Below are 22,068 nucleotides of genomic sequence, written 5' to 3'. Positions count from 1 at the left end.
ATAAACATGGATAAAGAAATTGCGGCCAGTGTCATGGTTTTGGCTGAACGGATGTTGGCTAAGCAGGCCTGGTTGGCCACGGCTGAATCCTGTACCGGAGGAATGATCGCGCAAGTCGTGACGGATTTACCTGGCAGTTCTGGGTGGTTCGATCGGGGATTTGTGACCTACAGTAACGATGCCAAGCAGCAATTATTAGATGTTTCAACAACCTTGCTGGCGGAGTTAGGTGCGGTCAGTGAAGACTGTGTTGAGCAGATGGCGCGTGGTGCGATCAGTCATTCCAAGGCCGATTTTGTGATTGCTTGCAGTGGCATCGCGGGACCAGGCGGCGGCACGCCGGACAAACCTGTTGGTACGGTTTGGATGGCGTGGGCTTATCGAGCAGAGCTAGGTGTCAGTTGTATCAGTCAGCGATTTTGTTTTGATGGTGACCGCCACGCAATTCGTCAGCAAACAACCTTAGCAGGCCTGCAAGGATTGTTGAAGCTGCTCAATTAAAATAAGTAAAAATACTTATTTTAAAGGCTGGGTTTTGTTAAAATCCTTTTAAATGGTTGCAATACTGTGGGATAATCTGTGCCATTTCGCGCATCAAATGAACAATTGACTGCATTAAAACGATGCCCCGCCAAACAAGGAATAGAAGATGGATGAAAACAAGCAAAAAGCCCTCGCAGCGGCATTAGGTCAAATTGAAAAACAATTTGGTAAAGGTTCGATTATGCGCATGGGCGACTCGACCGCCTCGCGTGATATTGAAGCAATTTCAACCGGCTCGTTGGGCTTAGACATCGCTCTGGGAATAGGTGGTCTGCCAAAAGGCCGTGTCATTGAAATTTACGGTCCGGAATCATCGGGTAAAACCACGCTGACCTTACATGCAATTGCCGAAGCGCAGAAAAAAGGCGGTGTTGCCGCGTTTGTGGATGCCGAGCATGCGCTTGATCCAAGCTATGCTGAAAAGCTAGGGGTCGATGTAGATAATCTATTGGTGTCGCAGCCGGATACCGGTGAACAAGCGTTAGAAATTGCCGACATGTTGGTGCGCTCCGGTGGGGTAGATATCGTGGTCATCGACTCGGTAGCGGCATTAACGCCTAAAGCTGAAATTGAAGGCGATATGGGTGATTCCCATATGGGTCTGCAAGCGCGTTTAATGTCACAGGCTTTGCGTAAATTGACCGCGAACATAAAACGCACCAATACGCTGGTGATTTTTATCAACCAGATTCGGATGAAAATCGGCGTGATGTTTGGCAGTCCTGAAACCACAACGGGTGGTAACGCACTTAAGTTTTATGCCTCGGTTCGTTTGGATATTCGCCGTATTGGCGCGATCAAAAAGGGGGAGGAAATTCTCGGTAACGAAACCCGTGTTAAGGTTGTTAAAAACAAAGTCGCCCCGCCATTCAAGCAAGTTGAATTTGATATTTTGTACGGTGAAGGTATTTCACGTGAAGGCGAAATTATTGACCTTGGCGTTAAAGAGGGTCTTATTGATAAAGCCGGTTCATGGTATAGCTATAATGGCGAAAAAATTGGCCAAGGCAAAGACAATGTTCGTCAGTATTTAAAAGATAATCCGGCCGTGTCAGAAGGCTTGCAAACTGAGCTGAAGGCGCGCTTGTTGGCTAAACCGGCCTCAGCGCGTCCCGTAGCCGAGTTTTCTTTAGATGAGGTGGCCGATTAAGCAACCTAGTCAACCGGCGCAGGGAACCGATTGTCGGCTGCAGCAGATTGTGGCGCGTGCTCAGGGCTTGCTGGCCAGACGCGAGCACGCTCGCAAAGAGCTAGCGCAAAAGTTGCAACAAAAATTTTCTCACTGTGCACAGCTTGAAACTTTGCTGTCACAAGCATTAGACTATTGCGAATCCCAAAACTGGTTATCTGATCAGCGTTATGTAGAAAGTTATTTACGCATGGCGCAAGCAAAAGGGCAGGGCGAATTAAAATGTCGTCAGGCCCTTTTGCAATCTTGTGGTCGGATCGATTTGATTGATGAGGCATTGCGCGATTATGCGGTGCAATCGCAGTCGTTGGCAAAACAAGCCTTAGCAAAAAAGTTCGGTGATACGCGCCGACCTGCCGAGCGCAAAGAGTTTGCGCGGCGGTTACGATTTTTACAAAGCCGAGGCTTCTCGGTGTCCCAGTGTTATCAGGCGTTTGATGCCGAATAACCTGTATTTTTATTTTGAAACAATTAGGTTTTTTTAAACATGACCAGTGCAGAAATTAGACAAGCGTTTATTGATTACTTTGCCGAACAAGGCCATCATCCGGTGCACTCAAGCCCAGTTATTCCGGGTAATGATCCAACCTTGTTGTTTACGAATGCGGGCATGGTGCAGTTTAAAGAAACTTTCTTGGGGCAAGAGGTGCGAGATTATGCCAGGGCAGTCAGTGTTCAGCGTTGTATTCGTGCTGGTGGTAAGCATAACGATCTAGAAAATGTGGGCTACACGGCGCGTCACCATACCTTTTTTGAAATGCTGGGTAACTTTAGTTTTGGTGATTACTTTAAACCTGAAGCCATTCAATTTGCTTGGACATTTTTAACTGAGCGTTTGGGTCTGCCCGCCGAAAAACTTTGGGTAACGGTGTTTGAGGAAGACGACGAAGCGGCAGATATTTGGCTTAAGGAATTAGGGGTCAGTTCAGCGCGTTTTTCTCGTTGTGGCGCAAAAGACAATTTCTGGTCAATGGGTGATACCGGTCCTTGTGGTCCTTGTAGTGAAATATTCTACGATCATGGCCCGAGTATTCCGGGTGGCCCACCTGGTACGCCAGATGAAGATGGCGATCGCTATATTGAAATTTGGAACCTAGTGTTCATGCAGTTTGATCGTTCAGCCGATGGTACGCTAACACCACTGCCTAAGCCTTCAGTCGATACCGGTATGGGCTTGGAGCGTTTAGCAGCGGTCTTGCAGGGTGTTCATAACAATTATGATATTGATCTGTTCAAAACCCTAGTTAACGCTGCCGCCCAATTAACCGGTCAATCCGATACTTCATTGAGCTCGTTGCGTGTCATCGCCGACCATATTCGATCTTGTGCGTTCATTATTGCCGATGGTGTTTTGCCTTCAAATGAAGGACGTGGCTATGTGTTGCGACGCATTATCCGCCGAGCAATCCGTCACGGCTATAAGCTTGGTCAAACACAACCGTTTTTCCATCAGCTCGTTGCGCCGCTAGTAGCCGAAATGGGTGAGGCTTATCCAGAGCTTGCGGCCAAGGCCGCAGAGGTGACGCGTGCACTGAAGTTAGAAGAAGAACGTTTTGCGGAAACGCTTGAAAATGGGATGGCGCATTTAGAGCAAGCTATTGCTGGCCTAGCTGGGGCCACGCAAATTGATGGTGAAACGATTTTTAAACTCTATGATACCTATGGGTTCCCCGTTGATTTGACCGCTGATATTGCCCGTGAGCGCGGTTTAACCCTTGATGAAGCAGGGTTTGAGCAAGCTATGCAAGCACAGCGCGAGCGCGCTCGCGCTGCCAATAGTTTTGGCGGCAACCAAACTGTGCGAATTGATTGCCAAGCGGTGACTGAATTTGTTGGTTATTCCAATGATCAGGCGCATGCCAAGGTCGTGGGCTTGTTTGTTGATGGCCAAGCGGTGAATCAGCTTGATGAAGGTCAAGCAGGCCTGGTGGTGTTAGATAAGACGCCCTTTTATGCCGAGTCGGGTGGCCAAGTTGGCGACGTGGGCTTTATTGGCACGCATATGGCCAGCTTCCATGTCGATGATGTCAAAAAACAAGGCAATACCTTCTTGCACTTCGGCAAGATGACAGCGGGTCATATTGCACTAGATCAACACGTTGAGGCCCATATTGATGTGGTCGCGCGTCGTGATTCTGAGCGCAACCATTCTGCGACGCATTTATTGCATGCGGCACTGCGTCAAATCTTGGGTGATCATGTCGGGCAAAAAGGCTCATTGGTCGCGCCAAATCGTTTACGTTTTGACTTTAGTCATTTTGAACCGATTCCCGCCGAGCAGTTGCAAAAAATTGAACGTTTAGTCAATGAGAATATCATGCTCAATCACCCGGTGGGTATTCAGCATATGGATATCGATGCGGCGAAACAAATGGGCGCCATGGCCTTATTCGGTGAAAAGTATGGCGATGTCGTGCGCGTGGTTGATATGGGCGAGTTCTCCATTGAGCTATGTGGCGGTACGCATGTGCATTCCACGGGACAAATAGGGCCGTTTAAGATTTTGTCTGAGGGCGGGGTGGCCTCTGGTGTGCGCCGTATTGAAGCGATTACCGGTCATGGTGCTTGGGAGGTGCTTTATCAACAAGAAGCGACGTTACTCCAAGCAGCAGAGTTGGTGAAAGCGGATAAAGCCCATTTGCTTGATAAGGTAGCAGGCCTGGTGACCCAAACCAAAGAGCTTGAAAAGCAGTGTCAGCAGATGCAAGCCGAGATGGCGGCTTCACAAGGCGACCAACTCGCTGGGCAGGTTCAGCAGCTGGGTGGCGTAAACTTATTGGCGGCCGAATTGCCCGGTGCGGATATGAACCTATTGCGTGAGAACCTAGATCGCCTAAAAGATAAACTAGCGCCTGCAGTGATTCTATTGGCCTCGGTACAGGGTGATAAGGTGAATTTGGTGGCTGGTGTGAGTAAGGCGGAAACCAACCGGTTTAAAGCGGGCGAATTGGTGAACTTTGTCGCTCAACAGGTGGGGGGTAAGGGCGGCGGTCGTCCCGATATGGCCCAAGCTGGGGGTAAAGACCCAGCGGGTTTACCCGCCGCATTATTGTCGGTCAGTGGTTGGCTGCAAGAGCGCTTGTAGTTTGTAAGCGAGATATTTATAAAACATAACCAAAAAATAAAGGCAAAAGATTAGATGGCACTTATTGTCCAAAAATACGGCGGAACGTCAGTGGGTTCACTGGAGCGCATTCAAAATGTGGCGAAGAAGGTGGCAAAGTTTGTTGATGAAGGTCATCAACTGGTCGTGGTTTTATCGGCCATGTCGGGTGAAACCAATCGCTTAGTCGATATGGCCAAAACCATGCAGGCACGTCCTTCCAAGCGTGAAATGGATATGTTGCTGACCACAGGTGAACAGGTCACGATTGCATTGCTAAGTATGGCGTTGCAAGAGCGGGGTTATGACGCCATTTCTTACACCGGTTGGCAAGTGCCGATTCAAACCGATGAAGTCCATACTAAGGCACGAATTGATAGTATCAATGCTGAAAAAATACGTCAGCAACTAGACCAAAACAAAGTGGTAGTGGTGGCCGGTTTCCAAGGTGTCACCGCTAATGGTGATATTTCAACCCTAGGTCGTGGTGGTTCAGACACCACCGCGGTCGCCTTAGCTGCGGCGTTAAAAGCGGATGAATGCCAAATTTATACCGATGTGGATGGCGTCTATACCACTGATCCACGTGTCGTGCCAGAAGCGCGCCGTTTAGATACGATTACCTTCGATGAAATGTTAGAGATGGCGAGTCTAGGCGCCAAAGTTCTGCAAATTCGTTCGGTGGAGTTTGCCAGTAAATACCAAGTACCGTTGCGTGTGCTGTCATCGCTGCAGGATGGCGGCGGTACCCTGATTACTTCTGAGGAAAATACTATGGAAAAACCCCTTATTTCAGGGATTGCGTTTAATCGTGATGAGTCTAAGTTACAAGTGTTGGGTGTGCCGGATAAGCCGGGTGTGGCGTATCAAATTTTAGGCCCGATTGCCGATGCCAATATCGAAATTGATATGATCATCCAAAACCAAGGCCAAGATGGCACGACCGATTTTACCTTTACAGTGCCACGTGGTGACCGTGCTCAAGCGCAGGATATTTTGACTGCGGTTGCTAAAATCCTAGGCGCGCGCGAAGTTGTCTATGACGACGCCATTGCGAAAGTGTCAATGGTGGGTGTAGGAATGCGTTCACATGTCGGTATTGCGAGCCGTATGTTCCAGGTTTTGGCGGAAGAAAATATTAACATCCATATGATTGCGACGACAGAGATTAAAATTTCGGTCGTCGTGCAGGAAGATCAGCTTGAAAAAGCGGTCAAAAGCTTGCATCAGAAATTTGAGTTAGACAAGGCATAAAAACCTAGCCCAAAATCAGATTTTGGGCTTTACTTCGTTGCGTTTTATCTGTAGTATACGCGACTTGAATGTGGAGACGTGGCCGAGAGGCTGAAGGCGCTCCCCTGCTAAGGGAGTATAGGGTTTGTAGCTCTATCGAGGGTTCGAATCCCTCCGTCTCCGCCATTCATTTTAAGTTTAAAAAAATGCAAAATTAGATTGACACTTGTTACAAGTTCTCTATAATACGCAACCACAACGCGCCTGTAGCTCAGCTGGATAGAGTACTCGGCTACGAACCGAGCGGTCAGGAGTTCGAATCTCTTCAGGCGCGCCATATTCAAACCCTAGGTTATTGATTAACCTGGGGTTTTTTGTTTCCCCCTTCTTGAAATGACTGCTGGATACCCTAGTATGGATTCCATATTCATTTGAACTAATCTTAATCAATCCATATCCCATTACTTTTTGTTTTGGCACAAGCCTTGCTTAAACCCCAGTATTAATCGTCTGATTGTTACTGGGGATATGTGCTGTGGATCGAATGTTATTTATTGCCATGAGCGGCGCCAAAGAAGTAGCCTTTTCTCAGGCAAACAATGCCAATAATCTAGCCAATGCTAATACCGATGGTTTTATGCAGGACTTTAATCAGTTTCGGGCGCAATTATTGCAAGGGCCGGGCTGGGAAAGTCGTACCTATTCAATGGATGAGCGTCCTGCCACAGATTTCACGCCAGGTGCCATTAAGGTGACCGGTCGTCCACTTGATGTCACCACTAATGGTGATGGCTTCTTTGCCGTGCTCAATCGTAATCAAGATGAAGCCTATGTGCGTTCAGCCAGTTTGCAGGTGACCGAAGCAGGCCTGCTTGTTGATGTTAAAGGGCAGCCGGTTTTAAATGCCGCTGGGGGTCAAATTGCCTTGCCGCCATACGATGATGTGGCGATTGGCAGTGACGGTACGATTTCTTTGATTCCAGCGGGTGCGGGTGCTAATGAATGGGTGGTAATTGATCAGTTGCGCCTTGTTAGTCCGCCTTTAAATCAATTAATGAAAGATTTAGATGGCTCAGTTCGCCTGGTTGCAGGTGCTGAATTACCAGAGCAGGCCAATGTACCAATGGTCAGTGGCGCACTTCAAACCAGTAATGTGAATACGGTGCAAGCGCTGACTACGATGATTGAGCTGAGCCGAAAGTATGAAATGCAAGTTAAGATGATGAAAACGGCCAGTGATTTGGCGTCTTCAACTAATCAAATTTTATCGATTCGTGGTTAATTCAAACCATGGTTCGTTTAGTAGGAGTCTGATATGAGAGCACTGTATGTTGCAAAAACCGGTTTAGAGGCCCAACAGTTTCGTTTGGCGGCTATTTCCAATAACCTCGCCAATGCCAATACGACGGGCTATAAAGCAGGTCGCGCTGAGTTTGATGATTTACTCTATCAAAACATCCGTGCGCCAGGTGCGCAAGGTACTCAGGATGAAATTAATACCTTGCCATCGGGCTTGCAACTCGGTGTAGGGGTCAAGGCGGTTGGGGTGCAAAAGATTCATACTCAAGGCAATCTAATGGTCACCGATAACCAATTAGACCTGGCGCTCGATGGTAAGGGTTTTTTTCGCGTATTAGATCCAGATGGCAACATTATGTACACCCGTGATGGTTCATTTCAAATAAACCAAAATGGTGACATTGTGACAACATCCGGTTATCCGCTAGAGCCAAACATTCAGATTCCTGCTAATGCGCTCAATATCATTGTGGCCCGTGATGGTACCGTGTTTGCTACAGAACCGGGTAACCCAGAACCTTTAAACCTAGGTCAGTTGGAAATAGCCACGTTTATCAATCCGGCTGGCCTGGAATCCATTGGTCAGAACATGTACTACGAAACGATTGCCAGCGGTGCGCCACTGGTTAATAACCCAAATGTTGATGATGCTGCAGCGGTAATTCAGGGTGCATTAGAAGCGTCTAACGTCAATACGGTTGAAGAGCTGATTGGCATGATTGAAGCACAACGTACCTATGAAATGAACTCAAAAGCCATTTCTGCTGCAGACGGCATGATGCAATACCTTAATAACAATATTTAGGTGAGTGAAAGATGACTGATAAATTTAAACAAAGTCTAGCAGGCCTGCTAATTGGAAGCCTGGTGCTACTAACGGGCTGCTCAACCACCCCCGAACGATTGGAAGACTTTAATTATGAGCCGGCGTTTCCAGCCAATATGGGTCAAGTACCTGCACCGGTTAATGGTTCCTTGTTTCACTCAGCGAATGCGATGACGTTTTTTAATGATGCGCGAGCGCACCGCGTGGGCGACATTATCACCATTAATCTGGTAGAAAAGTTCAATGCCAATCGTCGTGATCAAACCAACTATAACCGTAACACCAATGCAGATTTTGGGGTATCTACTCCGCTAAACCTGTTGGGTCGTTCTCCGAGTCAAGTATTTGATGGTTTGGGTAGTGGTGGTATTGGTTATGGTTCAAACAGTAACTTTGCCGGCAATGCCAACTCCAAGCAAGATTCGACTGTTTCGGGTTCAGTGGCCGTTACTGTGGTCGAAGTGATTCCTAACGGCAACCTAGTCGTTCGAGGCGAAAAGTGGATTACGGTAGGTAATGGTGAAGAAGTCATTCGTTTTGGCGGTATTGTTAGACCACAAGATATTCGTCCAGATAATACTATTGAGTCAACTAAGGTGGCCGATGTGCGCTTAATTTATCGCGATACCGGTGTGTCAGGCAATACAACTCGACCCGGTGCCGTTACCCGCTTTTTAACCAAATTCTGGCCGCTTTAAATAGCCCGCTTTAAATAACCTATTGGGTAAGTCACTATGCAAAATTTAATTAACAAACAGCAAGCAACATTTGGTTTCATCTTAATGGTGGTTGTCTTGTTATGGAGTAGTTGGGCAGAAGCCCAATCCCGTATCAAAGATGTGGCAAATGTTGCCGGTGTCCGAGAAAACCAATTGATTGGATATGGTTTGGTCGTGGGGCTAAATGGTTCGGGTGATAACACGCCCTTTGCTGAACAAAGTTTAATTAGTATGCTGAATAAATTTGGTATCAATGTACCGCCAGGCGTGAGAACCAATGCTAAGAATGTCGCGGCAGTGGCCGTTCATGCCAGTCTGCCAGCCTTTGCAAAACCGGGTCAAACCATTGATGTGACCGTATCATCACTGGGTAATGCTAAAAGTTTACAGGGCGGTACATTGCTGATGACGCCTCTTAAAGGGGTGGATAATCAAATCTATGCGCTAGCCCAGGGCAATTTAGTGGTTGGGGGGCTAGATGCGTCTGGTCGTGATGGTTCAAGTGTCACGATTAACGTACCGAGCGTTGGACGCATTCCTAACGGTGCTTTGGTTGAACGTGAAGTACAAAGCGGTTTTAGTACCGGCACCACCATTACCCTTAACTTGCATCGGGCTGATTTTACGACGGCAACCAACGTGACTAATGCTATCAATGATATGTTGGGATCAGGCACAGCACGTGCACTGGATGCGGAATCAATTGAAGTCATGGCACCTCGTATTCCGGATCAACGAGTAGCCTTTATGTCTATTTTAGAAAATATTGAAGTGGCATTGGGTGAAAGTGCCGCACGGGTGATAGTTAACTCCAGAACCGGAACGGTCGTAATTGGTCAAACGGTTCGGGTCAGTCCGGCTGCGGTTAGTCATGGTGGTCTAGTGGTTAGAATTGAAGAAACCTTGGACCCCAGTCAGCCTAATCCATTTGCACAAGGTCAAGCTATGTTGGTGCCTGGAACCGAGATTGATGTAGAAGAGCGTGGTTCACGCATGTTTAAGTTTGATTCCGGGGTCACGCTTGATGAACTGGTCGATGCGGTTAATAAAGTGGGTGCAGCACCGAGTGATTTGGTTGCCATTTTAGAGGCGTTAAAACAAGCTGGCGCACTTCGTGCTGAACTAATGATTATTTAAAGTAAGCCATAGCGGAGAGATTAGATGGGCTTAGTAAGTATGGACCACCAAAACGTAATGAACCTGCAAGGGTTTGGCGATTTAAAGCGCCAAGCTCGTGAGGATCAGCAAAGCGCGTTGCGTCCGGTTGCAGAGCAATTCGAGGCCATGATGCTCCAGCAGATTTTAAAATCGGCGCACCAAACGCGTTTTGACGATGGCTGGTTAGAAGGCTCTGACTACGATACCTACAAAGATTTATATCACAGCCAACTTTCTCAGCACTTAGCGGCTCAAGGTTCTGTCGGTTTGGCCGATCTTATAGTAGAACAATTAGCACCGACTTTGCCAATGGCAACCACCGATGCTTATCTAAACCAGCGCTTGAATAGGATTTAATTATGGCTGACATGCTCACGATTGCCACCTCTGCCACTACTGCATTTAACCGTGCGTTACAGGTGACAAGTCATAATATTGCCAACGTGAATACCGAGGGCTATAACCGTCAGCGCGTTGAATTTGAAGCAACCAGCGCAGGCTCACTGGTGAGCCGTTTTAACGGAACCGGTACCTTTAGTAAGCAAGTTGAGCGGATGTATGACGAGTTTTTATTTCAGCAATTAACCAGCTCAAACTCAGAAGTTAAGGGTTTTGAAACGCGTTTAGGTTTGGCTAATCAAATCGAAGGGGCATTGGGTAGTGTAGACCTTGGCATGCAGTCGGCTTTGCTTGGTTATTTTGACGCCTTACAAGGTCTGGCTACTAACCCAGAATCTACAATATTCAAAGGGCAAGCACTTGATCAAGCGAATACCCTTGTGGCTACAGTGAACTCAGCCCAGCAAGTTTTAGCGCAAACTGAAGCGCAAATAAATAACCAAATGAGCCAGCTTGCGACCGATATTAATGAGCGCTTAGTTCAGTTGCGGGAAGTAAACTTTGGTATCAAAACCGCTTCAACAAGTGGTATGCAAGAGCCCAATGATCTATTCGATAAACGAGACCAGTTAACCTATGAGTTAAGTGAGTTAGTAGGGATTCGTACCAAAATAAATACCGATGGCACGGTAGAAGTTTTTTCCGCTAATAATCGCATTCCGCTACTTGCTGATAACAAAGTTATTCCATTACAGGTGCAATCAGATAACTATCCTGGGCGCGAACGCAATGAAGTCTTTGTTACTTTAAACGGCCAAACCACGCAAGTGAGTGATCTTTTACGGGGTGGTGGTGAGTTGGGTGGCCTATTGGAAGTAAGAGATAACTTGCTCGATAAAACCTATGAGCGCTTAGGTATGGTGCTCAATGGTTTTGTGGCGGCTCAAAACGTACAAAACCAACAAGGCTGGGATGCGGCTGGAAACCCAGGCGAAGCGATTTTTACACCCTTAAGCTTTAATGCTTTTGCGCAGCAGGGTAATAGTGCCACTTCCAGCGTAACCGTTGAGCTTGCGTTACCAAGTTTTGATCCAACAGATCCAACACTCACATACGGTGATAAGCAACAGGTTTTGGCCGACAGCTTTACTGCCATAGGTCAGCTAAAACCTGCCAGTTACCAGATCGATTTTGATGGCACTGATTTGCGCATTACTAATTTGACCACACGTGAAGTGCAGTTAACGGCATTTAACCCTGCAACCGATGATTTTGTGGATTTTCAGGGACTAAGGTTCAATGTTGACAATGTTGCGCCAGGGGACAGATTTCAGGTTTCTCCCCATCGTGGTATGATTGAACAATTTGGTATTAATTTGAGTACGCCGGATCAGTTAGCCACTCGCGGTCAAAATCCATTACAACTTGATCCAAGCGATCTTGCTACACCTGCTGCAGTTGGCGACAACTTGAATGTGGCTAATTTGGCAGCACTACAAAATAAAAAGCTACTCAATAGCGTTGGTGGTCAGCCCACAATGAGCATTTTGCAAGGTTATGCTCAAGTAACCACCGATATTGGCCGTTATGTAAATAGAAGTGAATCTCTGTTTCAATCGACATCCACTGCATTTGATTTTTTGCTGCAAAAGCGTGAAAGTGTTTCAGGTGTTAACTTGGACGAAGAGGCGGCAAATTTATTGCGTTTTCAACAGGCTTATCAGGCGGCTGCTCAGGTGATTCAGACTTCGCAATCATTATTTCAAACCCTGCTTGGTGCAGTAAGAAGTTAATTTTAGCTAAGGAAAAGCCATGAGAACATCGACCAGTTATAGTTTTATGAACGGCTTGGCAACTATGCAGCGTCAACAAAGTGATTTAACTCAAATTCAAGAAAAAATTATTACTGGCAAACGTATTAACCGTCCAAGTGATGATGCAGCAGGCTCTTTTCAGGTTCAAATCTTAAATCAAAATATAAGACAAATCGATCAGTTTAAAAACAATGGCGACACTGCCAAAGCGGAACTGCAATTGCAAGAAACGGTATTGAATTCCGGTACTGATATTTTGCAAAGAACCCGTGAAATTGCCTTACAAATGGCCAGTGGTACGTTTAATCCTACACAAAGACAGCAGGCAGCGGTTGAGATTGAGCAGTTGATGCAGGCCATGCAAGTTGAAATGCAAACTCGTAACAGCCAAGGTCAATATTTATTTTCTGGCAATAACGTTGCCGATCGTCCTTTTGTTGAGGATTCAGCTAATCCCGGTTTTTTAATATACATCGGCAATATTGACCCTGATCTCGCCAATCCGATGGCCGGTTTTGCACGGCCTGAAGCTTCAGTGGCAAACCGTACCGTACAAATAAGTTTTGAAGGGCAAGATCAAGTCAGCCCTGATCCTGCTCAAAATCCAGCACGAATTCGACTTGGTGAGGTAGGTTCAGAGGTGTTTGGCGCGGGTTTTGCTAACAATTTTCAAAGTACGGCCAATAGAGTGCCACCGGTTGATTCGAATATCTACAATGTCATGGCTGTGATGCGTGAGCAGTTATTGGCGGGTACACCACCGAGTTCAGAGGTAATTGATGATTTAAAATCGGGTATTGATCAATTTTCCTCTAGCTTAACTGCGATTGGTGTGCGAACAAATAGAATTGAGATGGCCGCTGATGCTGGTGAGGAATATAAAATTGCCCTTACGATTCGACGTGGTGCGCTAGAAGATCAGGATTTGGCTAAAGGAATTACACAGTTAACCCTAACCCAAGCTGCTTTAGAAGTGGCTCAACAAACCTTTGTTAGGGTGCAACAACTGAATTTATTTAACTTTATTAATCCCCGCTAAATGAATCTAGCGGGCGAGGTTTTAACCATGCTTGCTAGAACAACTTTTTTATCCCACTTAAATCAACCATCCACCCGATTCTGGTTAAAGATCAGCTCGGTGGTGTTGGGCCTTTTTTGGGTATCGGGTTATGCACTTGCGCAGTTGCAACAACGTCATGATAGTGATGTCTCATTATTGGTTGAGCAACCCTTATCGCAAGCACAGGTTGCATCAAACACTATTCAACCGACACTTGCGATTATAACGAGTGTGCAAAGGCCGCACGCGCCCAAACCCGCACCTTCCGCTGAAATCATCCAAGAGCCGGTTGTTCCTGAAACAGCCGTTATAACCACCAGTACAGAGCTGGTCGCGGCACCGGCTCCCGTAACCCTTGAAACATCGCTAGCAGTAAGCCCCAGTGAAACTTTGCAGCAAACGGTTAACTTTGTAACTCGCCCACCGGTATTTGTGGCGATTAATAATGATGTAATTACGTTTGAGTTTAGTGCCCAAACGGCGCAACAACAGACCGCGATGATGCGTGCTTTAGCCCGTGCCATGTTGACTGACCAGCTGTTTCAGGAAGAGCAGTGGTTATCGACCCAGCCACTTAATTTACAGGCCCGCCCAACCCTATACCGACGTGTGTTAGATCACCGTCAAGAGGCGGTTACCACACCAATCCAAGCCCATGCTTATGCGCAGTTTTTAATTCAGCGACGCATGGAGTGGGTCGAGCGTCAGGGGCAGCGGGTTGCGCAAATCCGCATTCCGTTGATCCAGTCGAATTTGCCCTTGGTCGCTCAACCCTATGAACCTTATGTATTGCGATATGCAAATGAGTTTAAGGTTTCACCCGCGTTGGTGTTTGCGGTGATGGAGGTAGAAAGTAATTTTAATCCTCGGGCCGTCAGCCGTTCCAATGCGCTCGGGTTAATGCAAATTAAAGACTATGCTGCCGGGCTAGATGTGTATAAAAAAATTGATGGGATTAATCAAATGCCCACCCGCAGTGTGCTATTTAATCCAGAGCAAAATATTCGCATTGGTACCGCTTATCTGGGTTTGCTTTACCATGAGTATTTTGCCGCTGTGAATGATCCTAGCACACGCTCGGCTTTGGTGATTGCCGCTTACAATGGTGGGTTAAATCGGGTATGGCCTTTGTTTGGCAACGATATGGAGTCAGCAATGCGGCAGGTAAATCGGTTGAGCACGGCACAGGTTAAACAGCGTATAGGTCAGCATCATCCCTCTGCCGAAACGCGTAATTACCTTGCTAAAGTGCTTAATACTCAGGCGCATTACCAGGCCTGGTTGGGGCGCGATGCCCAGCCATTGTTAGCCGCGCGGTGAGGGAGTTTGTTTTTAGCTGAAACACTTAAAATCTATTTGATTGGACATTTAAATGGCAAAATTCTGGAAGGGCAAAAAGGTTTTAGTGACAGGGGCTGATGGCTTTATTGGATCGCATTTAGTTGAAGCCCTTGTATTGGCGGGCGCGGATGTTCGTGCGCTTGTGCAATATAATTCGTTTAATACTTGGGGCTGGCTGGATCAAAGCCCGTTAGCGAATGAGATGGAGATTATCAGCGGTGACATTCGTGATCCGTTTTTGTGTCAAACAATCTGCAAAAACATCGATACCGTGTTTCATCTGGCGGCGTTAATTGCCATTCCTTATTCTTACATTGCGCCAGGTTCGTATGTCGATACCAATGTGACCGGCACCTTGAATATGGTGCAGGCAGCGCGTGATCAACACGTGCGTCGATTTATGCATACCTCCACTTCGGAAACCTACGGCACAGCGCAATATGTTCCGATTGATGAAAATCATCCGATGCAGCCGCAATCACCTTACAGCGCGAGTAAAATCGGCGCGGATGCGATGGCGATGTCGTATTTTTTGGCGTTTGAAACCCCTGTGACGATTGCGCGACCGTTTAATACTTATGGCCCAAGGCAATCGGCACGGGCGGTGATTCCGACTATTATCGGTCAGATTGCCGCTGGTCAAACCCAAATTCAGTTAGGCGATACCAGCCCGACGCGCGACTTTAATTATGTTAGCGATACCTGTCAAGGCATGATGGCGTTAATGGCCAGCGACAACACTATTGGCAAAACCGTTAATATCAGCTCAAATTACGAAATTTCAGTTCAAGATACCTTGGAGTTGATTAAACGTTTAATGGGTTCAAACGTCGAGTTTGTGCAGGATGCGCAACGTCTAAGACCGAAAGATTCTGAGGTGTTTCGTTTGTGGGGGGATAATACCAAGTTAAAAACCTTGACCGGCTATAGCCCAACTACCTCACTGGAAAGCGGACTGCAACAAACCATCAACTGGTTTGTTCAGCCGCAAAATTTAAAAGCCTATAAAACTGGGCGCTACAATGTCTAACCAGCAGGCCTGGTTGTCTATGATGGCGTTTATTCGCCAACATTATCAGCAAGCGGAAGGCTTAATTCCATTACATGCGCCCTGTTTTGACGAGGCCGAAAAACGTTTAGTGGTGGATTGCATTGATTCGACTTTTGTTTCATCGGTCGGGCAATACGTGACTGAGTTTGAACAACAAATTACCGATTTTACTGGCGCTAAACATGCGGTGGCGGTGGTGAATGGCACAATGGGGTTGCATTTGGCGTTAAAGGTGATTGGATTGCAGGCAAATGATTTGGTCATCACGCAATCTTTAACCTTTGTTGCCACGCCGAACGCGATCAAAATGCATCAAGCCGATCCGGTGTTTGTTGATGTCGAGCGCGAAACCTTGGGCTTGTGTCCTGAATCACTTAACCATTTTTTAACCGAACAGACGATACAACAAAACGGTGAATGCGTGCATCGCCAAACCGATCGGGTGATTCGCGCTTGTGTGCCGATGCACACCTTGGGTTTTCCTGCGCGTATTGACGCGATTTTAGAAATTTGTAACCGACACAATATTGCGCTGGTAGAAGATGCGGCTGAAAGTTTAGGCAGTTTTTATCAAGGTCAGCATACTGGACGTTTCGGCCAAGTTGGGGTGTTTAGTTTTAACGGCAATAAAGTCATCACCACCGGTGGAGGCGGCATGCTGATTACCAATAATGCCGAACTCGCTCGTCACGCCAAACACTTAAGCACCACCGCCAAAGTGCCGCATGCTTGGTTATTTGAACACGATGAGCCGGCTTATAATTTGCGTATGCCGAATATTAATGCCGCGCTGGGTGTAGCACAAATGCAAAAGCTGCCGGCTTTTTTGACAGAAAAGCGCGCTTTGGCACAGGCATATCAACAACAATCAGGCCTAGTGGTACTGAACGAACCAACAAACACTCAGTCGAATTACTGGCTGAACGCCCTGTTATGCGAGTCTGAAGCCGAACGTAACGCGTTTTTAGAATTCAGTAACCGCCAACATATTCAAACTAGGCCTTTATGGACACCGATGCATCAACTGGCAATCTATGTCGATTGTTTGCGCACCGACATGACGAATACCGACTGGTTGGCAGCGCGGGTAGTGAATGTGCCAAGCGGGGTGCGTTGTGATGGCTAAAAAATCGATTTTATTGGTGGGTGCAGGCGGGCATTGCAAGGCCTCTATTGATGTCATTGAGCAGATAGGTGAATGGCAGATTGCGGGGATTATCGACCGCCAAGACTCCGGGGTGAAAACGGTGTTGGGTTATCCGGTGATTGGCTGTGATGAGGATTTGCCTGAACTGCGAAAACAATACGATTATGCCTTGGTAACCATCGGGCAAATTCGGCTTTCCGAACCAAGGGTGAGATTATTTGAACAACTCAAAACGCTAGGCTATAAACAACCAGGCCTGGTATCTCCCTTAGCCTATGTTTCACAGCATGCCATCATTGGGGCGGGTACAGTTGTGATGCATCAGGCGTTGGTGAATGCTGGCGCACAAATAGGTCAAAACGGCATTATCAATAGCCAAGCGTTAATTGAGCATGATGTAGTGATTGGCGATGATTGCCATATTGCTACCGGTGCCAAAATTAACGGGGACGTCAAAATCGGGCGCGGTTGTTTTATCGGCAGCGGCGTGGTGATTAAACAAGGCGTAGAACTTGCCGATAACGTAATGGTTGGCGCGGGCGCGTTAATTTTAAATAACATCACCAGGTCGGGTTGTTACGTAAATCAAGGGCGTTTATTGGAGACGAAATGAGACATTCAGTTTTTATTATTGCCGAAGCCGGTGTTAACCATAACGGTTCACTAGAACTGGCTAAACAACTGGTTGATGTGGCGGCAAAGTGCGGTGCAGACGCGGTAAAATTTCAAACCTTTAAAGCGGAAAATCTCGTCACCAAATCAGCCCAACAAGCCGACTATCAAATTGCAAATACAGGTAAACAAGAAAGCCAGTTTGCTATGCTAAAACGCCTCGAACTCAGCGAGGCGGATCATCATGAATTGGTTGGTTATTGCCAGCAAAAACAGATTGAATTTATGTCCACGCCGTTTGATTTACCGAGCATTCAGTTTTTAAACAGCCTAGGTGTGAAGCGGTTTAAAATTCCATCGGGTGAGATTACTAACTATCCGTATTTAAAAATGGTTGGCGCGTACAACAAACAAATCGTGCTCTCAACGGGTATGGCAACGCTCGCAGACATTGAAGCGGCTTTAAGCCTGTTAATCGAATCGGGCACAGATAAAGATAAAATAACCCTTTTACACGCCACCACCGACTACCCAACCCAAATGCAAGACGTCAACCTAACCGCCATGCAAACGATTGCACAGGCATTCAAAGTCAAGGTGGGCTACTCTGATCACACGCCGGGCATCGAAGTGCCGACCGCAGCGGTTGCTTTAGGCGCATCGATTATTGAAAAACACTTTACGCTCGATAAAAACCTGCCCGGCCCCGATCACAAAGCCAGCTTAGAGCCGCAAGAACTCCAAGCGATGGTCAAAGCCATTCGCAATATTGAAATCGCGCTTGGAGATGCTATCAAACGCCCAAGCGCCAACGAACAAAAAAATAGGCAGGTTGCCCGTAAAAGCCTCGTAGCCCTTACCGACATTAAAAAAGGCGACCTCTTTAGCGAACACAACCTCACCGTCAAACGACCAGGCCTGGGTATTTCACCGATGCGGTGGAACGAAATCATCGGCCAAGTCGCGCAAAAAGATTATCAGGCAGATGATTTGATATGAACCTCGATAACCTCATAACCACAATTAACACGGTCCACCAAACCTTTCAAGCCAAAGCTTTGCAAAGCGTGAGCGTGAACCTAACCCTGCGCAACTTCGTGATAGGTTATTACATAGTCGAATATGAGCAAAACGGTGGCGATAAAGCCGCCTATGGTATCAGGCTTATAGAGAATCTAGCGCAAAAACTCGCCCATATCAAAGGGATGTCAGTTACTGCATTAAAGCTCATGCGCCAGTTTTATCTAACCTATCCACAAATTGGTCAATCACTGACTGACCAATTCAAAATCGATATAGAAATAAGTCAATCAGTGATTGACCAATCGTCATCGGCTTTAAAAGTGCCTGCAGAAAAACTGCTAAGAAGCTGTAGCTTTACCCATTTTATTGAATTGGTCAAAATCGACGACGAACTCAAGCGCACTTTCTATGAAGTCGAAACCATAAAAGGCAACTGGAGTGTTAGGGAACTTAAACGGCAAATTGCATCCTTGCTTTATGAACGTGTCGGCTTATCCATTGATAAAAAAGCGCTACTGCAATCGTTAGAAAACAAAACTGAAGTTTTTAATCCAACAGCGATAATTAAAGAACCCTACATTCTTGAATTTACCGGCTTAGAACCAAAGCAAACCTACAGCGAAACCGACTTAGAAACGGCCTTGCTGAATCACATCGAAGCCTTTTTACTCGAACTCGGCACAGGGTTTTGTTTTGAAGCCAGACAAAAAAGAATATCGATTGAAAACGAACACGACCGGATTGATCTCGTGTTTTATCATCGCATACTCAAATGCCATGTATTAGTCGATCTAAAAGTCAGAGCTTTTAGCCATGCCGATGTCGGACAAATGAACTTTTACCTAAACTATTACAAAAACGAAATTTCCATGCAGGGCGACAACCCGCCCATCGGCATCATACTGTGCACCGAAAAAAACAATATCAAAGTAGAGTATGCTACCGCTGGCTTGGATAAAAACCTATTTGTATCCAAATACCAAATCATGCTGCCCAGTACCAAAGAGCTAGAAGCTTTGGTAAAAGACGATTTAAAAGAGCTAGCAGCGGAGAATATTAGTGAAAAATAACATCCGCGCAAATCCGTGTTCATCCGTGGCAAAAAACAACCAGGCCTGGTGGTAAAACGTTTATCGAGTCGAAAGTAAAATACAAAACTGCAGACACTGTCTGCAGAAATTAGCTGGTCGTACGATACATTTAGAGCAGGCATCAATGCAGACGCGGTCAGTGATGAATCTTATTAAGAATTTAATATAGTTTGAAAAGAGTTAAACAACTGACATTTAATTAGCTAGCCGAGGGAGTAGTAATGGCAGTACATGATATATGGAATGCGAATCCAACGGATACGCAGCTTAAATTGGATCAATTTGAAAAGTACGCGCGAAGACAGAGTTTGTCTAGATTTTTAGCTAGATACGAAGTTTTTAAGCTACAGATGGATGTAAAGGGTTCAATTGTGGAGGGCGGTGTTCATCATGGAGCGGGCCTATTAGGTTGGGCAAAGTTATCGTCAGCCTTGGAGCCTTATGCTTTAGATCGCTGGATTGTGGGTTTTGATACGTTTGAAGGTTTTCCAAGTGTGCATCAGAATGATGAGCAAACTATAACTTCAAATGAACAAAGAAAGGTTGGCGGGTTTAATACTGGATTTAATGTTTTTGAAGAGTTAAATCAGCTTAAATATATTTATGATGAAAACCGATTTCTTAATCAGTTTGATAAGTTGAAGTTAGTAAAAGGCGACGTCGCTGAATCGGTGCCTCGTTTTTTAAAAGAAAATCCTCATTTTTTATGTAGTCTTTTAGTGTGTGATTTTGATCTATATGAACCTACAAAAATCTTGCTTGAACACATGCTGCCTAGAATGCCAAAAGGTGCGATTATAGTATTTGATGAGATAAATAATCCCAATTGGCCGGGTGAGACACAGGCTTTACTTGAAGCCTTTAAACTAAATACTCTAAGGTTAAAGCGGTTCAATTTTGACCCCAATATTTCCTATACAATAATAGAGTGATTACTATGGTAGAGTTGAAAAAAGAGTTTTGGGAAAAATTTTATTCACAAGATGATGGTCATGTTATGTACCCACATGAAGAAATAATTCGTTTCTTTTCAACGTACATAAGAAAAAGAGTGGATTTGGCTAAATTTGTAGATAAGTGTCATTTTGAACCTATTCCCCGTGTTTTGGATATAGGATGTGGACGTGGTCGGCATGTTGTGTTTTCAAGTGAACTGGGTCTTGATATTCATGCTATAGATCTTTCAGAAGAGGCCATCAAGCTAACAAAAAAATGGCTTGAAACTAAAAATATACAAGTCGATGACTCAAAAGTTGTTACGAGTAGCGTGACAGATATGCCTTGGGCAAATGATTACTTTGATTTCGCGATTAGCCATGGTGTTTTTGACAGCATGTACTTTGATATTGCAAAGCAAGGTATGGCAGAAGCATCAAGAGTGATAAAAAAAGGCGGATTGTTTTATATCGACTTGGTTTCTGGAGATGACTCCATGCATTCGAAAGAATATAGCGACGATGAAGTAGTTACTACTGCACATGAGTACGGAACGGTTCAATCCTACTACAATTACTCCAAAATAAACACATTAATTAGTCATTACTTTGAAATTAAAGAAATTTTTTTAATTAAGAAAATCAATGTTCATTCAGGTGACTTTATTTCTAGGTGGCACTTGGTGTTAAAAAATTTATGAAAGTCTTAACTGAAGCTTCTGGTAGTTTGTCATCTGGATTTATTATCAATTCTATCAAACAAGCTGGATTTCAAGCGGTTGGTTCTGATATTACAGAAATCAATGCTGGGTCTATTGTTTGTGATGATTACATTCAGTTTTTGCCAACCTCAGATGATAATTTATGGTTAGATGTCAAATATAAACTAATTAAGCATCAGGTGGAGGTCGTACTGCCTTGTCTGGATGACATGTTACTTGATTGGACTCAGCAAGTGTGGTTAAAAGAGTGTAATATCGCTTTAATCGCTTCTCCCGCTTCAACCCTATCTATATTCTTAGATAAGTGGAAGGCTTATCAGTTTTTTGAGCAGAACGATGTCAGAACACCAAGAACAAGTTTACAGCAGGTCTACAGGCTTTTAAAACCGCGTCGAGGTCGCGGAGGTAAGGGAATTATCGAAACCACGGATCCTTTTGAGATGCATGATTATATTAGTCAGCAGAAAATTCACGGCGTTGAATATACAATTGACGTACTGTGTGATAAGAGTGGACAACCTCTATACATCTTACCAAGAAAGCGGTTAGGGGTTATAGCAGGAAAGTCTACTCAGGGTGAACTGGTAAATAACCGCCAAATTATTAACGAAGTGGAAAGAATTTGCCGTTTAATACATTTTGTAGGTCCAGTCAATTTTCAGTGCATAGAGAATGAACTCGGTGTGTTTTTTATTGAAATAAACCCGCGTCTTGCAAGCGGTATGGCGTTATCTTTTGCGGCAACCAATAATTGGGTTGAGCAAATTATTAATCATATAGTAAAAGATTACCCTATTGATATTCAGCCAGTAAAATGGGGCATGAAAATGTTCCGATCTTATCAAGAACTATATGTGAGATAG

The 22,068-nt window shown here is 45.5% G+C and carries 21 protein-coding genes and 2 tRNA genes; all 23 read left to right on the top strand.

The annotated features are described in order from the left end of the window. Positions 1 to 6 precede the first annotated feature (6 nt). The 23 genes from THIAE_RS07285 to THIAE_RS07175 all read left to right on the top strand — a co-directional run bounded on the left by THIAE_RS07285 (position 7) and on the right by THIAE_RS07175 (position 22,068). Positions 7 to 501 carry a CinA family protein gene (locus tag THIAE_RS07285; protein ID WP_025299364.1) on the top strand — a complete coding sequence of 165 codons (495 nt, stop codon included), beginning with the start codon at positions 7 to 9 and terminating at the stop codon, positions 499 to 501. Between the two features lie 148 nt (positions 502 to 649). Then, positions 650 to 1,693 carry a recombinase RecA gene (recA, locus tag THIAE_RS07280; RefSeq protein ID WP_006460571.1) on the top strand — a complete coding sequence of 348 codons (1,044 nt, stop codon included), beginning with the start codon at positions 650 to 652 and terminating at the stop codon, positions 1,691 to 1,693. Further along, positions 1,677 to 2,180 (top strand): regulatory protein RecX, encoded by a 504-nt coding sequence (locus tag THIAE_RS07275; protein ID WP_006460570.1) that lies wholly within the window; start codon positions 1,677 to 1,679, stop codon positions 2,178 to 2,180. Before recA ends, THIAE_RS07275 begins: the two co-directional genes overlap by 17 nt. Before the next feature lie 39 nt (positions 2,181 to 2,219). Beyond that, positions 2,220 to 4,817 carry an alanine--tRNA ligase gene (gene alaS / locus THIAE_RS07270; RefSeq protein WP_006460569.1) on the top strand — a complete coding sequence of 866 codons (2,598 nt, stop codon included), beginning with the start codon at positions 2,220 to 2,222 and terminating at the stop codon, positions 4,815 to 4,817. 54 nt (positions 4,818 to 4,871) lie between these two features. After that, a complete protein-coding gene (locus THIAE_RS07265) occupies positions 4,872 to 6,089 on the top strand; it encodes an aspartate kinase (protein WP_006460568.1) in 1,218 nt (405 codons plus the stop codon). 72 nt (positions 6,090 to 6,161) lie between these two features. Next, positions 6,162 to 6,254: transfer RNA gene (locus THIAE_RS07260), tRNA-Ser, on the top strand. Between the two features lie 74 nt (positions 6,255 to 6,328). Continuing rightward, a tRNA-Arg gene (locus THIAE_RS07255) sits at positions 6,329 to 6,405 on the top strand. A 207-nt stretch (positions 6,406 to 6,612) separates the two neighbouring features. After that, a complete protein-coding gene (locus THIAE_RS07250) occupies positions 6,613 to 7,350 on the top strand; it encodes a flagellar basal body rod protein FlgF (protein WP_239232457.1) in 738 nt (245 codons plus the stop codon). 33 nt (positions 7,351 to 7,383) lie between these two features. Next, a complete protein-coding gene (gene flgG, locus THIAE_RS07245; RefSeq protein WP_006460566.1) occupies positions 7,384 to 8,172 on the top strand; it encodes a flagellar basal-body rod protein FlgG in 789 nt (262 codons plus the stop codon). Positions 8,173 to 8,183: 11 nt separating this feature from the next. Beyond that, positions 8,184 to 8,891, top strand: coding sequence for a flagellar basal body L-ring protein FlgH (locus tag THIAE_RS07240; protein WP_006460565.1), 708 nt, complete (start codon positions 8,184 to 8,186; stop codon positions 8,889 to 8,891). A gap of 36 nt (positions 8,892 to 8,927) precedes the next feature. Beyond that, positions 8,928 to 10,049, top strand: coding sequence for a flagellar basal body P-ring protein FlgI (locus tag THIAE_RS07235; RefSeq protein ID WP_006460564.1), 1,122 nt, complete (start codon positions 8,928 to 8,930; stop codon positions 10,047 to 10,049). Positions 10,050 to 10,073: 24 nt separating this feature from the next. After that, complete coding sequence (locus THIAE_RS07230) at positions 10,074 to 10,427, top strand: rod-binding protein (protein WP_006460563.1); 354 nt, start codon at positions 10,074 to 10,076, stop codon at positions 10,425 to 10,427. Positions 10,428 to 10,429: 2 nt separating this feature from the next. Beyond that, on the top strand, positions 10,430 to 12,202 hold the full coding sequence (gene flgK / locus THIAE_RS07225) for a flagellar hook-associated protein FlgK (RefSeq protein WP_006460562.1): 1,773 nt from the start codon (positions 10,430 to 10,432) through the stop codon (positions 12,200 to 12,202). 19 nt (positions 12,203 to 12,221) lie between these two features. After that, positions 12,222 to 13,262: a flagellar hook-associated protein FlgL gene (gene flgL / locus THIAE_RS07220; RefSeq protein WP_006460561.1), complete on the top strand. Its 1,041-nt coding sequence runs from the start codon at positions 12,222 to 12,224 to the stop codon at positions 13,260 to 13,262. Between the two features lie 27 nt (positions 13,263 to 13,289). Further along, complete coding sequence (locus tag THIAE_RS07215) at positions 13,290 to 14,603, top strand: murein transglycosylase domain-containing protein (RefSeq protein ID WP_006460560.1); 1,314 nt, start codon at positions 13,290 to 13,292, stop codon at positions 14,601 to 14,603. A 52-nt stretch (positions 14,604 to 14,655) separates the two neighbouring features. Beyond that, positions 14,656 to 15,654 carry an NAD-dependent 4,6-dehydratase LegB gene (locus THIAE_RS07210; protein WP_006460559.1) on the top strand — a complete coding sequence of 333 codons (999 nt, stop codon included), beginning with the start codon at positions 14,656 to 14,658 and terminating at the stop codon, positions 15,652 to 15,654. Continuing rightward, the gene (locus THIAE_RS07205; protein WP_006460558.1) at positions 15,647 to 16,801 is read left to right on the top strand and encodes a LegC family aminotransferase; all 1,155 of its coding nucleotides are present in this window, start codon (positions 15,647 to 15,649) and stop codon (positions 16,799 to 16,801) included. The genes THIAE_RS07210 and THIAE_RS07205 overlap by 8 nt, the downstream gene beginning before the upstream one ends. Next, positions 16,794 to 17,435, top strand: coding sequence for an acetyltransferase (locus tag THIAE_RS07200; protein ID WP_006460557.1), 642 nt, complete (start codon positions 16,794 to 16,796; stop codon positions 17,433 to 17,435). The genes THIAE_RS07205 and THIAE_RS07200 overlap by 8 nt, the downstream gene beginning before the upstream one ends. Next, entirely contained in the window at positions 17,432 to 18,433 is a 1,002-nt protein-coding gene (neuB, locus tag THIAE_RS07195) for an N-acetylneuraminate synthase (RefSeq protein WP_006460556.1), read from the top strand. The genes THIAE_RS07200 and neuB overlap by 4 nt, the downstream gene beginning before the upstream one ends. Next, positions 18,430 to 19,527 carry a PDDEXK nuclease domain-containing protein gene (locus tag THIAE_RS07190; protein WP_006460555.1) on the top strand — a complete coding sequence of 366 codons (1,098 nt, stop codon included), beginning with the start codon at positions 18,430 to 18,432 and terminating at the stop codon, positions 19,525 to 19,527. Before neuB ends, THIAE_RS07190 begins: the two co-directional genes overlap by 4 nt. A 242-nt stretch (positions 19,528 to 19,769) precedes the next feature. Further along, complete coding sequence (locus THIAE_RS07185) at positions 19,770 to 20,480, top strand: class I SAM-dependent methyltransferase (RefSeq protein WP_006460554.1); 711 nt, start codon at positions 19,770 to 19,772, stop codon at positions 20,478 to 20,480. A 5-nt stretch (positions 20,481 to 20,485) separates the two neighbouring features. Continuing rightward, on the top strand, positions 20,486 to 21,184 hold the full coding sequence (locus tag THIAE_RS07180; protein ID WP_006460553.1) for a class I SAM-dependent methyltransferase: 699 nt from the start codon (positions 20,486 to 20,488) through the stop codon (positions 21,182 to 21,184). Then, the gene (locus THIAE_RS07175) at positions 21,157 to 22,068 is read left to right on the top strand and encodes an ATP-grasp domain-containing protein (protein ID WP_157868708.1); all 912 of its coding nucleotides are present in this window, start codon (positions 21,157 to 21,159) and stop codon (positions 22,066 to 22,068) included. Before THIAE_RS07180 ends, THIAE_RS07175 begins: the two co-directional genes overlap by 28 nt.

This window comes from Thiomicrospira aerophila AL3 (assembly GCF_000227665.2).
Classification (GTDB): Bacteria; Pseudomonadota; Gammaproteobacteria; order Thiomicrospirales; family Thiomicrospiraceae; genus Thiomicrospira; species Thiomicrospira aerophila.
This window is presented reverse-complemented; position numbering and strand designations above follow the sequence as displayed.

Excerpts from the sequence above, each read along its gene's own strand:
- THIAE_RS07285 (WP_025299364.1), top strand. The coding sequence starts at position 7 with ATGGATAAAGAAATTGCGGCCAGTGTCATGGTTTTGGCTGAACGGATG.
- recA (WP_006460571.1), top strand. The coding sequence starts at position 650 with ATGGATGAAAACAAGCAAAAAGCCCTCGCAGCGGCATTAGGTCAAATT.
- THIAE_RS07275 (WP_006460570.1), top strand. The coding sequence starts at position 1,677 with ATGAGGTGGCCGATTAAGCAACCTAGTCAACCGGCGCAGGGAACCGAT.
- alaS (WP_006460569.1), top strand. The coding sequence starts at position 2,220 with ATGACCAGTGCAGAAATTAGACAAGCGTTTATTGATTACTTTGCCGAA.
- THIAE_RS07265 (WP_006460568.1), top strand. The coding sequence starts at position 4,872 with ATGGCACTTATTGTCCAAAAATACGGCGGAACGTCAGTGGGTTCACTG.
- THIAE_RS07250 (WP_239232457.1), top strand. The coding sequence starts at position 6,613 with ATGTTATTTATTGCCATGAGCGGCGCCAAAGAAGTAGCCTTTTCTCAG.
- flgG (WP_006460566.1), top strand. The coding sequence starts at position 7,384 with ATGAGAGCACTGTATGTTGCAAAAACCGGTTTAGAGGCCCAACAGTTT.
- THIAE_RS07240 (WP_006460565.1), top strand. The coding sequence starts at position 8,184 with ATGACTGATAAATTTAAACAAAGTCTAGCAGGCCTGCTAATTGGAAGC.
- THIAE_RS07235 (WP_006460564.1), top strand. The coding sequence starts at position 8,928 with ATGCAAAATTTAATTAACAAACAGCAAGCAACATTTGGTTTCATCTTA.
- THIAE_RS07230 (WP_006460563.1), top strand. The coding sequence starts at position 10,074 with ATGGGCTTAGTAAGTATGGACCACCAAAACGTAATGAACCTGCAAGGG.
- flgK (WP_006460562.1), top strand. The coding sequence starts at position 10,430 with ATGGCTGACATGCTCACGATTGCCACCTCTGCCACTACTGCATTTAAC.
- flgL (WP_006460561.1), top strand. The coding sequence starts at position 12,222 with ATGAGAACATCGACCAGTTATAGTTTTATGAACGGCTTGGCAACTATG.
- THIAE_RS07215 (WP_006460560.1), top strand. The coding sequence starts at position 13,290 with ATGCTTGCTAGAACAACTTTTTTATCCCACTTAAATCAACCATCCACC.
- THIAE_RS07210 (WP_006460559.1), top strand. The coding sequence starts at position 14,656 with ATGGCAAAATTCTGGAAGGGCAAAAAGGTTTTAGTGACAGGGGCTGAT.
- THIAE_RS07205 (WP_006460558.1), top strand. The coding sequence starts at position 15,647 with ATGTCTAACCAGCAGGCCTGGTTGTCTATGATGGCGTTTATTCGCCAA.
- THIAE_RS07200 (WP_006460557.1), top strand. The coding sequence starts at position 16,794 with ATGGCTAAAAAATCGATTTTATTGGTGGGTGCAGGCGGGCATTGCAAG.
- neuB (WP_006460556.1), top strand. The coding sequence starts at position 17,432 with ATGAGACATTCAGTTTTTATTATTGCCGAAGCCGGTGTTAACCATAAC.
- THIAE_RS07190 (WP_006460555.1), top strand. The coding sequence starts at position 18,430 with ATGAACCTCGATAACCTCATAACCACAATTAACACGGTCCACCAAACC.
- THIAE_RS07185 (WP_006460554.1), top strand. The coding sequence starts at position 19,770 with ATGGCAGTACATGATATATGGAATGCGAATCCAACGGATACGCAGCTT.
- THIAE_RS07180 (WP_006460553.1), top strand. The coding sequence starts at position 20,486 with ATGGTAGAGTTGAAAAAAGAGTTTTGGGAAAAATTTTATTCACAAGAT.